The organism is Acetobacterium carbinolicum, assembly GCF_047456275.1.
GTDB classification, from domain to species: Bacteria; Bacillota; Clostridia; order Eubacteriales; family Eubacteriaceae; genus Acetobacterium; species Acetobacterium carbinolicum.
In genome coordinates, this window is record NZ_CP173357.1 from 1617075 (window position 1) to 1630316 (window position 13242).

Annotated in this window: 10 protein-coding genes; 5 read left to right on the forward strand and 5 right to left on the reverse strand. The window is 42.4% G+C overall.

All coding sequences use genetic code 11. The features are described from left to right. Positions 1-22 precede the first annotated feature (22 nt). Positions 23-598: an orotate phosphoribosyltransferase gene (gene pyrE / locus ACIZ62_RS07495; protein WP_322518771.1), complete on the forward strand. Its 576-nt coding sequence runs from the start codon at positions 23-25 to the stop codon at positions 596-598. Positions 599-623: 25 nt separating this feature from the next. After that, positions 624-1145 (forward strand): type 1 glutamine amidotransferase domain-containing protein, encoded by a 522-nt coding sequence (locus tag ACIZ62_RS07500; RefSeq protein ID WP_204355473.1) that lies wholly within the window; start codon positions 624-626, stop codon positions 1143-1145. A gap of 266 nt (positions 1146-1411) precedes the next feature. On the opposite strand, the gene ACIZ62_RS07505 is transcribed toward ACIZ62_RS07500, so the two are convergent. Continuing rightward, positions 1412-2530, reverse strand: a complete 1119-nt coding sequence (locus ACIZ62_RS07505; RefSeq protein ID WP_111887288.1) for a hypothetical protein — start codon at positions 2528-2530, stop codon at positions 1412-1414. Positions 2531-2627: 97 nt separating this feature from the next. Then, positions 2628-3659, reverse strand: a complete 1032-nt coding sequence (gene ltaE / locus ACIZ62_RS07510) for a low-specificity L-threonine aldolase (protein WP_414151623.1) — start codon at positions 3657-3659, stop codon at positions 2628-2630. 283 nt (positions 3660-3942) lie between these two features. Between ltaE and ACIZ62_RS07515 the strand changes: the two genes are divergently transcribed. Beyond that, on the forward strand, positions 3943-5145 hold the full coding sequence (locus ACIZ62_RS07515; protein ID WP_204355472.1) for an HD-GYP domain-containing protein: 1203 nt from the start codon (positions 3943-3945) through the stop codon (positions 5143-5145). A gap of 129 nt (positions 5146-5274) precedes the next feature. On the opposite strand, the gene ACIZ62_RS07520 is transcribed toward ACIZ62_RS07515, so the two are convergent. Next, a complete protein-coding gene (locus ACIZ62_RS07520) occupies positions 5275-8367 on the reverse strand; it encodes a methyl-accepting chemotaxis protein (protein ID WP_414151624.1) in 3093 nt (1030 codons plus the stop codon). Between the two features lie 425 nt (positions 8368-8792). Between ACIZ62_RS07520 and ACIZ62_RS07525 the strand changes: the two genes are divergently transcribed. Then, positions 8793-10556: a diguanylate cyclase gene (locus ACIZ62_RS07525; RefSeq protein ID WP_414151625.1), complete on the forward strand. Its 1764-nt coding sequence runs from the start codon at positions 8793-8795 to the stop codon at positions 10554-10556. A 24-nt stretch (positions 10557-10580) separates the two neighbouring features. On the opposite strand, the gene ACIZ62_RS07530 is transcribed toward ACIZ62_RS07525, so the two are convergent. Beyond that, the gene (locus tag ACIZ62_RS07530) at positions 10581-11147 is read right to left on the reverse strand and encodes a diguanylate cyclase (protein WP_414151626.1); all 567 of its coding nucleotides are present in this window, start codon (positions 11145-11147) and stop codon (positions 10581-10583) included. Positions 11148-11450: 303 nt separating this feature from the next. On the opposite strand from ACIZ62_RS07530, the gene ACIZ62_RS07535 reads away from it, so the two are divergent. Beyond that, positions 11451-12338 (forward strand): EFR1 family ferrodoxin, encoded by an 888-nt coding sequence (locus ACIZ62_RS07535; protein ID WP_111887283.1) that lies wholly within the window; start codon positions 11451-11453, stop codon positions 12336-12338. 44 nt (positions 12339-12382) lie between these two features. Here ACIZ62_RS07535 and ACIZ62_RS07540 read toward each other — a convergent pair whose 3' ends face one another. Continuing rightward, the gene (locus ACIZ62_RS07540; protein WP_111887282.1) at positions 12383-13081 is read right to left on the reverse strand and encodes an MBL fold metallo-hydrolase; all 699 of its coding nucleotides are present in this window, start codon (positions 13079-13081) and stop codon (positions 12383-12385) included. Between the last annotated feature and the right edge of the window lie 161 nt (positions 13082-13242).

Sequence of the window (13242 nt, forward strand, 5' to 3'; positions counted from 1 at the left end):
AAATACAGAAATGAGGAATAAGATGAGTCAAGAAATATTAGAAATACTTAAAGAAACCGATGCCTTTTTAGAAGGACATTTTTTACTGTCATCAGGGAAACACAGCGATCAGTATGTTCAATGTGCCAAGGTGTTGCGCTTCCCGGATGCCGCCGCCAAGGTCTTAGCGCCGGTTGTCGAGCAGTTAAAGGCACTCGAAATTGATAAGGTTGTGGGCCCGGCCATGGGCGGTGTCATTGTGTCCTACGAAATTGGCCGACAGTTGGGCAAAGAATCCATTTTTACCGAACGTAAAGATGGGCTGATGGAGTTACGACGCGGCTTTGAATTAAAACCCGGCGAACGGGTTATTATCACCGAAGACGTCGTCACCACCGGAAAATCCACCATTGAAACGAAAAAAGTGCTTGAAGAACTGGGTGCGGTCGTCCTCGGTGTCGCCTGCATCGCCGACCGTCGTGCCGCCGGTGTCGAAATCAACATGCCCATTTACTCAGCCATTAAACTGGAAATCACCGCCTGGGACCCGGATGACTGTCCCGTTTGTAAGGCTGGTAAAGTCGCACTAGTTAAGCCCGGTTCCAGAGGGAATGCCTAAAAATAAAAAACAGGAGGAAAACAAGATGAAAAACAAAAAGATTATCGCGCTGATTAGTAATGATTTTGAAGATCTTGAATTGTGGTACCCCGTGCTTCGCTTACGGGAAGAAGGGGTTACCGTTGATGTTGTTGGGGAGGAAGCCGGCAAAAAGTACATCGGTAAATACGGTGTGCCGTGTGTGTCCGACTTGGCTTATACTGACATCAATCCTGACGATTATGACGGAATTCTGGTTCCCGGCGGCTGGGCACCGGATGCGATCCGCCGTTTCCCGGTGGTTTTAGAGATGATCCGCAACCTGGATAGCCGCAAACGGGTCATTGGTGAAATCTGTCATGCCGGATGGGTGCTGATTTCTGCTGGCATCCTCAAAGGTAAAAATGTTACCAGTACCCCTGGCATCAAAGATGACATGACCAATGCCGGTGCAATCTGGCATGATACGCCTTCGATTATCGACGGTCACATCGTCTCAAGCCGTCGGCCTCCGGATCTGCCAGAATATATGATTGATTATATTAAGGTCCTGAAAGCTCAGGATTGATCAGACCTGTTAAATTAAAGATACCGACATTTGTCCTTCGATAGCCAATATGCATCGTAGCGGACTGATGTCGGTATTTTTGTATTAAAAAAAAGCTGACCATAATTAAGCATTGGCTGTGGTCAGCTTTTACATCTGGCTGTTCGTGGCAAAAAAATCTTCCATGGGCAGTCATTTCAAACGTTAATTAATTTTTTTTATAACATGTAATTGCGCTTGAACGATATTTAAGAGATTGATATGATAATTAGATTGGGACAGGTTATTTATTGCTCCACAAAATCGACAATAATTTCGATCAGTTCCATGGCCAGTTTATTGAAATGATCCCCGGTGAGGTCATCGGTGCCTGAATAAATTAAGACAAAAGACTTGGCGTTAAGACCTACGCCAATTTTGATTCGCGGTTTATCTTTAAAGGCGATTGGAATATTGTCATTTCTCAGGGTGATGTACATTTTTTGCTTGTCGGCAAAAAGTTTCACGAGCGTTCGGCCGTCCTCGGCTTTAATACTATAAGATCCGTTAAAGGTAATGACCTTGCTGGTAGTGAGTCGATCGCCAAGAGAGACTAAAAATTCCTCCAAATTCAGCTTTAAATCCGGGTGCCATTGGTCCAGAACAATGGTCCGGATGGTCGGGTCGTTATTGCTGGAGCCGGTTTCTGCGGGCAGATGCAAAACGTTCTCTTTTGCCGTAGAATAATATCCCTTTCGGGCGTTAATAAGGTTTTGTTCTTCTAGCATGGCAAAGGAAATCAATCCAAAAAATTGCTTTTCGGCTCGCCAGCCACTGACACCAATGGGAGGGAGGAAGTTGGCGTTTTTAAAGGGCTGGATGTCGACGGGATCATTGGTTAGGGCGACAAATAAAAAATCCGGATTGTATCCGAATTTGTCAATACAAAGTTTGATCATGACAGGTTTTTTCAGAACCTTTGGCAGATCATGATAGAGCTTGTAGGCTTCATCCACATCTTCAATAAAACCGCCATCCTTCTGATGGTGATAAGCCTTGGCCAGACGATACATCAAAGCCAGACGAATATTGAGTTTATCACCGATATCTTTGTACTTATTGGGAAAAAGTTTTATGTTCAGTTTCTCCGACGCATCATCATAGGCGGAAATTTTTGATTCGACAAAAATTACATGTCGCTGGAGGCTCTTTTCTTCGGCAATGATGATCAGATTAGGTTTGCCAAACTGCCCCAGTGACGGCTCAATGATAAAGCTTATTTTGACAATGTCCGGCAGCCATTCAGGCTTGAAGTCATCAGTGAATTTAATTGTCTTTAAAAATTTTAATTGTTTCTCGAAATCGGTTTCCATATCAAGTATGATGCTGTTCACAACACCTTGGTTACCGTAGAAAGTGGTTGTCATAAAGAATCCTCCATTTGTAGTGACTTTAGTATACCACGTCAAGCCTAACTATAAAAGGATTTTGATGCATCGACGCGATGAAAATGAAAGGTAAAAATCAAGAACATCGTGAAACAAGCGTCTTCATGCTTTCAATGACCCAGTCGATATCATCTGAGCTGACACCGTGATTGGTAACAAATCGGTACTCACCGTCTTCTTGTCCGCTGATTTTTATGTTTTTTTCTAATAGCCCGGAAACCAGTGTCGATTCGGTAATCACCGATTCGGGTAGGGTGAAAAAAACCATATTAATGTCGAGACGATTCCACATGACCATACAGGATTCAATTTCTTCCAGTCGATTAGCCAGGTAACGAGCATTCTGATGATCTTCTTGCAGGCGGGGGACCATGTCAGTTAGGCTGATAATTCCGGCTGCAGCGAGGATGCCCGCCTGACGAAGCCCGCCGCCCATCAACTTTCTGTTTTTTCGGGCTTTTTTGATAAAACTGGTAGTTCCGAGTAGCAATGAGCCTACCGGTGCGCATAAGCCTTTGGAAAGACAGACATTAACAGAGTCTCCCTGCGCAGCTATTTCTTTCGCCTCAACACCCAGGGCAAGGGCGGCATTAAAAATTCTGGCCCCGTCAATATGAACGGGGATATCTCGAGACTTTGCCAGCGCATACACCGCCTCCATATTGGAGAGTGGAACAACTTTACCGGAAGACTGAGCATTTTCCATGCAGATCAGACCAGTATTCGGAAAATGGATATCATTGCCCCGAAGCATCAGCTTGAGTTTGTCCACATCGATGCCATCAGCAAGAACCGGAAAGGTTCTAATCTGAACGCCAGAAAGAACGGCGGCAGCACCGACCTCGTGCATCAGGATATGACAGGCATCACCGACTAAAACCTCATTTCCTCGTTGGGTATGGGTCATAATTGCCAGTTGATTTCCAAAAGTGCCGGATGGTACAAACAGTGCGGCTTCTTTATCCAGCAATTCGGCAGCCAGTTGTTCGAGCTGGTTGATCGTAGGGTCATCCCGATAGACATCGTCACCCACGGGTGCATTGGCCATGGCAATTCGCATGGCTTGGGTTGGCTGTGTGACGGTATCGCTTCTTAAATCAATAATCATAAATTTTTCACCTCATATAACTAAACTTAGATGCTACTGATATTATATATTTTTAAAACATTTTTTACCAGATTAAAATACAGATCAATAAAATACGAGTCAGCGTTCTGAATTATCTGAAAAAAAGTTAGTCCCATCGAAAAAATGATGGTGTTTTATGTTACAATCGTAACAAAGATATGCTATTATATCATGACACGATTAAAAACGGATGCGTTATCGGAAAGGAAAAAATATGGTCTCTTTATTAGAGTTAACACTTCAACTATCAAGAGCTACAGATATGGTAAGCCCGGAATTACATCATCATCAACGTCTTGTCGCCTATATTACCAATAATTTGGGGGAAGAGTTGAACTTTGAAGAAAAGAAACTAAATGAAGTCTGTGTCGCTGCCGTTTTACACGATATTGGCGGTTTAAGCATGCAGGAACGGATAAAGGTACTCAAATTTGAAGCCATCAATCCCCACCAACATGCCCGGATTGGATGGTTGCTCTTAAAAGACTACCGGGAGTTTTCAGAGATCGCTAAAATTATTAAATTTCACCATGTCGATTGGAACGATGGCGAGGGTTTAATGTTTTGTGGAGAAGCGGTGATGCCAGAAAGTCATCTTATTCATCTGGCAGATCGGATCGCCACTCTTATATCCAAAGATGAAAAAATCATTTACCAGAAGGATCGGATTTTTGAAAAAATTGCCGCTGCTTCGGGTCGAAAATTTAATCCGGACTATGTAAAAGCTTTTGAAAGGCTAAAAGAAAAGGAGTTTTTCTGGTACGATCTGGAATCAATTTCCAGCGCCCGACGGTATTATAAAAATATCCGATTTCAGGATCAACGACTGGATATTGATGAATTAATTGGTATAACCAAACTTTTTGCCCGGGTCATTGACTTTCGGAGCAGATTTACCGCAGTTCACAGCGAAGGGGTTTCATCTGTGGCGAAACGCTTGGCGCAGCACTTGAAATGTGATGAGTTAACCTGTAAGAAAATTCAGGCGGCCGGATATATCCATGATATTGGTAAATTGACGGTACCGACTGAAATTCTTGAAAAGCCGGCGGGACTCTCCCACGCTGAATTTGCGGTGATGAAAGAACATACTTATCATACCTATGTATTACTCTGTCAAGTTACGGGATTTGAAGAAATCAATGAATTTGCCTCCATGCATCATGAACGGCTGGACGGAACGGGCTATCCGTTTAAGAAAAAGGGATCAGAGCTTTCACTGGGAGCCCGAATCATGGCTGTCGCCGATATTTTTACAGCCGTTTCTGAAAACAGACCTTATCGTAAAGGTATGCAAAAAGAAAAGGTTGTTAATATTTTAAAGCAAATGGCAGAAGATAAAAAAATTGATGCGGATATTGTGGCAACGCTTATCACTTACTATCATGACATTAATAATGCCCGAATTAAGGCTCAGAAGAAGGCCAGGATCCGCTACAATGATTTTGCTAAACTATTGACATGATCGGGAGAATCAACTGGAACGGAAAGCATTAAAAATAAGTATCAACTGCAATAAAAAATCCTGTCTGAGTGCTCAGACAGGATTTTTAAAGTACAAGATTTTTTCTGCTAAGATTTTTAGGTTGCTTATTTAATACTTATCAAAGTCCAGATCATCTAAGATTATTTCTGGCTGAGGGGAGGGCTCAGCAAGGATCGTTTCGGTTTGGGCTGTAATTGCTCCAATGGTTGTCTTTTTTGTGGTTTTTAATTTAAATGCATCAACCATTTGTTTTAGCATTTCAGCCTGACCGGAAAGTTCCTCGCTCGCAGCGGCACTTTGTTCAGCAGTGGCTGAGTTGGTTTGAACGACATTCGAGACTTGTTCGATCCCCTTCGTGATTTGGGCAATTTCTGATGCCTGATCATTGGAAGCGCGGGCAATTTTGCCGACCAGACCCGTTACTTTTTCAATTTCGCTGAGAATTTCAATCAGACTTTCAGCCGTTTCATCGGCTATTTTGGTGCCAACTTCCACTTTATCAATGGAGCCTTCAATGAGACCAGTGGTTTCTTTAGCGGCTTCAGCGCTGCGGGCAGCGAGGGTTCGCACTTCTTCAGCAACAACGGCAAAACCCTTGCCATGTTGTCCGGCCCGGGCAGCTTCCACGGCAGCATTTAAAGCTAGAATATTGGTTTGGAAAGCGATGTCGTCAATCACCTTGATAATTTTGGATATACTACTTGATGATTCATTGATTTCCACCATCGCGGTGACCATTTTTGACATCTGTGAATTGCCCACTTCGGCGTTGGTTCGAACTTCGATCGCCCGCTCATTCGCTTCATTGGCGTTTCTGGCATTTCGCTTCGTTTCTGCAGCAACTTCTTCAATCGAGGCGGTGAGTTCCTGGATGGCACTGGCCTGTTCAGTAGTACCTTGAGATAAGGCCTGACCGCCGTCAGAAATTTGAATGGCTCCAGCTTCGACCTGCCCGGCGGCATCATCGATTTCTTTCATCACTTCGCTTAAGTGGCTGGTTATACCGTTAATTGCAAGTTTGATCGCAACAAAATCGCCATGATAATAGGCTTTTATTTCCTGGCTAAGGTCACCATCGCCAACACGTTGAAGGACGGTTGTAATCTCATCGACATACTTCTTCAGGAAGCGGATAGTGCGGTTCATATCTTCTTTAATCTTCCCGTGTTGGCCTTTGAAATCACCGTTCATAGTAAAGTTTAGATTACCCTTTGACAATTCATTAAGAGCTGTGGAAGTAGCCTGGATTGGCTCAATTACCGCATCAAGGGTCTGGTTGAATCCTGAAATAACCTTCGCATATTCGCCCATGAATTTAGAGGGGTCACCCCGATGATCCAGATCGCCTTCGACAGCCAGCTTGGTCATTTCATCAGCTTCGCCAACCAGGGAGTGAATGTTCTCAATCATTTGAATCAGTGTTGGTATAAATTCGTCTTCATCACTACGTTTTCCGATATTGACCAGTTCGTCGTAGTCGCTCATGATGCCATTTGAAACATGACTGACGATGGCCTGAATATAGCTAAGCTTCCATTGGATTTCATTTACTGAGGTAGCTAAATCGCCAAACACACCAAGATAGGTCCCTTCCATTTTTGCAGAAAAATCATTAACGAAGAGACGATGGAGCACTTCGCCGGTTTCGGTTAAAGCCCCTAGCCCATCGATACAAGCGTTAATATTATTTTTAAGATCGTTGAAATCACCTTTATAAACAGTGGTTATTTTGGGCGGAATTACCCCGTTGCCGATGCGCTCGATGGCTTTGTTGGCAACCTTAAGGGGTTTAACAAAGGTATTAATGACTGTATTTAAGGATATAATCAGATCTTTGTAAGCGCCGGTGAAGTCATTGGTGTTACCCCGATAATTGAGTTGACCTTCCAAGGCAGCCGTTCCAATTTTCATAATTGCATCGTGAACCCGGTTCATTTCAGTTAGAACGGCAATCATTGAGTAGGTGATAACGTCATCTTCGGATCTTGGCGTGATGGCAAGCTTAAAATCACCCTGGGCCATACGGTGAGCGGCCTCGGCCATACCCTTATTGTTCTGGATCATCGTTTCAAATGACTTCATCAAATCGCCAATTTCATCATGGGTTGTTATTTCAATTTCAACATCGACTTTACCAACGGCAACCTGATCAGCTATTTCTTTGAGTCTGATGATGGGCTTGGTGAGTTTTTGGGCCAAAACATAGGCAGCAACGCCACCAATTAAGAGAATAACCAATGAGATCAACAGGATCAGATTTTTCAAACTGGTGATTGGATCTAAAACATCATCTTCATACTGGGCAACAATCAGCGTCCAGTTTGTTCCGGGAATGGGTGCGGCGGAGCCAATTTTTGTTTCGCCATCAACAGTATAAGTAAGCATCCCGGCGGTCTGGTTATCGAGTTCTTTTAGAGCTAAGGCAAAACTCGTCCAGGTGCCATCTGTTTTTATGTCATCAAACACGTTAACTTGATCAAGAATCATCACAACGTTAGGGTGGGCCATGATGGCACCGTTTTCGTTGACAACAAAGCCGTATTGGCGTTCACCATCGCCCATGGCATTGGTCGTATTGTTTAAGAAGGTCGGGTCCCGCCGACCAATTAGAAGACCTACAACCTGATTATTATTTTTAATCGGAGCGACATCAAGTACAACGGGTTCCTTGGTGACCTTACTGATGGCAACATCAGAAATAGAAAGATTGCCTTTAAAACCATCTTCGTACCAGAACTCACCAGCAGAATCAAATTCTCCGCCACCTTTAATGTATTTGCCGTGGCCTTCCAGGCTCATGACGGCAATATCCTGATAACCTAATTGCTCGATATTGCTACTAATGGCATCCACCTGGGTTTGCCAGTCCATCGTAGTAACATGGGCTCGGGAGGCTACTTCACTAAGGGTAGCCAGGTTTCCGCTAATAATGGCACCAACATGAGAGGCTCCTTCGGTGGTATATTTTTGGGCATCGGTATTAGCCTGACTCGTGAGTGCAGCGGCCCCCAAATTAACGGAAATGATCCCAAGGGAAAACACTGCCAGTGTAATTAGTGAGACAGTAAATACCAATAACTTTGTAGATATTCGCGATTTACGGTGAGTTTCGACTGGCATAGGTTCAGCTGGTTCTGGTGCGGTGCCTGTTAAATGGCTTGCTTCCGAAACCGGCATCGATTTTTCTTGGTTTTCGTTCATAATAACCCCTTTCAAATATAATCTTTTGTTTAGCCTGCAACAAACTTCTATAAAATTAGTAGAAGTACTGTTAATCAGGGTATAACTCGATTAAGTATAAGTGCGTACTTGCATCACAAACGATTGTGCGCTGTATTATTATAGCTTTTATTACAACAAATATCTACTGTTTAAAAACAAAAATTTATCAGCTTGTAGGGAATCTGATTAGTTGACGCTATGACTGCATAAATGTTATGCATTTTGTCTGGTATTTAATTTTAAGATGAAAACACTGGTTAAATGCAGCTAGTCTTGATACAATAGTTAAAATAGATGACGTTTTCTTATAAGGGAAACGAAATAACAAAAGAGTCAACGGCAGGCGTAACTATGGGTTGGCGGAAAAAAACAAAGTGTAAAACCAGTAAGTAGGAGTTAATTCAATGATCAGCAAGATAATTACGATTAATACGATAGAAATGTTAAATGAATACGTGTTGACTGAAGAATGCAAGAATCATTTGAATTGCTCGGCTTCAGTATTTGTACAAGTATTCTCCGCGGTGCGCGATCCCTGCTGGATGATGGCGATCGAATCGACTCTCCGCGAGTCGATGCCCGGTGGGGTGATTGTCGGTGCCACCACCATGGGTGAAATTGCAGTCGGCCGCCTGCTAATCAACACCACAGTAATTTCCTTCGCATTTTTAGAAAAAACTAAAATTATGGGTTTTTTAGTTAATGGTGATGACGGCAATGAAATAGATTTAGGAACTAACTTTGCTAAAAAAATTGAGCGCTCTTGCCGGGGAATTGCAGGAATTATGCTCTTAGCAACGCCTTTTACCATGGATGTTTCTGTTTTTTTAAACGGTTTTTCTGCCGCTCGAAGCGGTAGGTATCCGGTCTTTGGAGGCGGTGCTGGTGATTATGAAGCTGAACAGGAACCACTAATCGCCCTAAATGGGAAGTGTACATCAAAAGGAGTACTGGCTGTTGTGTTTATGGGAAATGACATCCAGATCGATATGCATACTTATTTGGGTTGGCAACCTTTAAGTAAAGAAATGGTCATTACTGAAACAGACGGTCTTTGGGTAAAGAAGATTGATGATGAGCCAGCTTATGAAGTGTTTCATCGTTATCTGGATATACAGAATGATGAAGATTTTTTTCTCAATGTTTTGGAGTTTCCCCTGTTGCTAAAACGGAATGGGATTTTGTATGCCAAGGTTCCCATGAGAGTTAATGAGGAAAAAGCTATTAAATTTATCGCTGAGTTGAAAGAAGGTGAGAAAGTATGCATTGGTTATGGTAATCCATCCGTAATGATTGAAAAAGCCAATGATATTCAAAACCGTATTCAGGCATTTAAACCAGAAGCTATTTTTCTTTACTCCTGCATTTGTCGGCGTTATTTGCTGCAAAGCGAGGTGGATCTGGAAACCAGACCCTTTGAGTCCATTGCACCCACATCGGGTTTTTATACCTATGGCGAAATTTATTCGCAGGGTCACTACGTGATGTTGCTAAATGCCACCATGGTGGCGGTCAGCATGAAAGAGCGGAATGGGAATAAACTGATTAAAAAACAAGAGAAGCGGATTGAAAAGCCAAAACTATTGGATCCATTCTCCAGCCAACACTCTCAGATTATTTCCCGATTAGTTAATTTTATCAGAGTGGTAACAGAAGAGTTGGAACAAGCCAACGCAGAAGCCAGACGTTTAGCAGAGCGTGATTATCTGACCCAGGCATATAATCGCATGAAGGCCCACGCGTTTATAAAAAATGAAATAGAAAGATGTGACCGCTATGATCATGTGTTTTCAATAATCATGCTGGATATGGATTTTTTTAAAAAAGTGAATGACACCTTTGGACATAATTTAGGAGACGAAATTCTCATTCACCTGGTAAATCTGCTCTCGCGGGAAATTCGAACAGTCGATATGTTAAGCCGCTGGGGAGGGGAGGAGTTTTTGATCATCATGCCGAAGACGGACAGCGATGGAGCCAAGATAACAGCTGAACGGATTCGGATTGTTATTGAACAGACCCAGTTTACAAGAGGGCTCACTCAAACCTGCAGTTTTGGTGTTACTGCCTATAAAAAGGGTGAATCCATCGAGAGTATGATTGATCGGGTGGATAATGCTCTTTATGAAGCAAAATTAAGGGGCCGCAACTGCGTGGTAACAAAATAAAAAAACCAGGTGGTAAACCCGGTTTTAGCTGTTACTGATAGCAATTTTATTTCGACCCGTTTTTATGGCGATAGATAAGGCATGATCTGCTTTTTTGATAAGCTTGTCACTGGCGATTTCATCTGTAAGAATGGATGTTACTACACCAACGGATATTGTGATAACATCTGCCACAGAAGAGGCTGAATTGGGAATGGCTAAATCGATAATCGCATGGCTCATTTTCTGTGCCATCGTTGCAGCACCAGCAGGGTCGGTATCCGAGAGAATACAGACAAATTTTTCATGATCCCATCGGGCGACTAAATCTCCGGCTCTTTTCAGGGTGCCTTGTAGTGAAAAAGCTACCTGACGAAGGCAGTCATTGCCCGATAAAAGGCCATACCTATCAATGTATTCTTTAAAATAGTCAATGTCAATCAAGAGAATCGATAAGTAGCATACCGTATTATGCGATTTTTTGACTGCTTCATTCAGCATGATATTAAATTTCTGGCGGTTGGCAATCTGGGTGAGGCTGTCCAGATCGACGTTAGTTGAAACATCCTTTTTCATGTCATCTTCGCAGTTGGAATCGAAAAATTCATTCATGTTTGAGGGTTCCTTTCTGGTTTCGTCGAAATTGTTGCCTTTTCTTTATTTTATACTCGATTGTGGTTAGCTGTAAAGCTTTTTAATCATAATCTTATCTAAAAAGTGGTGTTTAAACAGAATGTTGATGGGTAAAAACTATGAGTATGATAATAATTGTGTTAATTGAAGCGTTATATTATTGGGGGAACAGAAAATAATTTTAAAACGTCTTAATAATGTGGGACAATGATTAATGATATCAATAAAGGCTGCTGGAAATTAACATGATAAATTAGCAGCACGATAGATAGTGAGGAAAAAATGGATTTTAAAAGCACAAATCTTGTATATTTTACTGGTACGGGAGGGACTGCTCGGGTTGCTGATGCATTTGAACGTTCATTTGTTAAAAGATCAGTAACCGTTACGCGTATAGAATTAAAAGGCGCGGTAAACCCCGTTGTTTCAGGAGAATTATTAGTTTTGCTTTTCCCGGTTTATGCATTTAATGCCCCGAAACCCGTTGAAGAATGGCTGAAAAAAATCCAAACAGTTAAAAAGGGACAGCCGGCAGTAGTGGTTTCGGTATCGGGTGGCGGAGAAATTTCCCCCAACACTGCGTGTCGCCGGGCGACAATAAGGCAGCTTGAGAAAAAAGGTTATGATGTGATCTACGAAAAAATGGTGGTTATGCCGTCTAATTTTATGATCGGCTTTGATGAGAGTCTTTGTGCGATGATCCTTCATGCCACACCGGTAATAGTGGACCGGGTAGTTGAGGAATTGAAATCAGGGCAGCGACATCGTTTGGCATCATATGGGATTGACCGTTTTGCTTCCAGATTGGGATACTTCGAAGTTTTCGGGGGAAGAATTTTTGGTCAACATCTTAAGGTAAATGAAAACTGTGTTGATTGCGGTTGGTGCGAAAAGCTGTGTCCGCGTGATAATATTAAGATTATCGACGGTCAACATATCTTCGGAAATAACTGCGTCATTTGTATGCGTTGTATTTATGGTTGTCCCCAAAGGGCGATTGAACCCGGAATCGGAAAGTTTATGGTGGTGCCGGAAGGGTTTAATCTGAATAAGGTGGAAAATCGCATGGATCATCTAACGGTTTATCCCAAAATCAGCCAGGCGACCAACCATTCTTCGCTCCGTGGAGTAAGAAATTATCTTATTGAGAGTAACTGTTTTGAGATATAAGGAGAACCCCTGATCCGATTCTGGAATTAGGGGTTCTTCATTTTTTAGTTGTCTAAAGACCAAGTGTTTTTAATTCTTACATTTCGTTCTTTAAATTCAGGAATAACAGTTGCGGTGTTTCCGATTTTGGCTTTAAACTGTTTGATGATTCCAAACTCATCCCGAAAATGCATGGGAATCATGACCTTAGGATGGAAGGTTTCAATAAAGTATTGGCCGGCCTTGTAGAAGGAATCGCCGAGACGCGGGTCAACGGGAATAAAGGCAAATTCCATGGGTAGGCTCTTCATTTTTTCCAGTTCAGCCTTAAAGTCTTTTTCTTCCTGTATTGGATCGATGTTTGGCTTTTCGCTGGTGTCCCAGTCCCACCAGTTAAGGTCCCCGGCATGAAAAATACGGTGGGAATTAGTGGCAATATAAAAAGAGATGCCCTGGTCAGTAGACCCAAAGGTTTTGATGTCCATCCCGCCCAACGACATATGCTGGTAGGGACCGATGGCATGGGTTTTGTGGGTAGATGCCTTGGGAATGTCATCACTAATTATGTAGGTAGGGTGATAGATTCGGTTAGTCGAAAAAATATCGACGTTGTAGTGGTCACCATGCCCGTGTGACACAAAGAAAAAATGAGGAATTCCTTTGCGTAGTAAACTGGTGGGAATATGAGTAAAGCAATCAAAAATCAAGGTTTTATCCTCTAATTGGATTAAAAAGCCGCTATGATGCAAATGGAAAATTTTCATACTATTACCTCTCGTGTAACGTTATTTAGTTTTAGTTGGTTGGATAAAACTATATTACCCATTTTCTGAACAATTATACTTCGTATTATATCATACTCGTGAAAAACTTTAAAACTATCGTTGCAGACGAGAAAATAGCGGAGAATAAAAAAATAATCCGA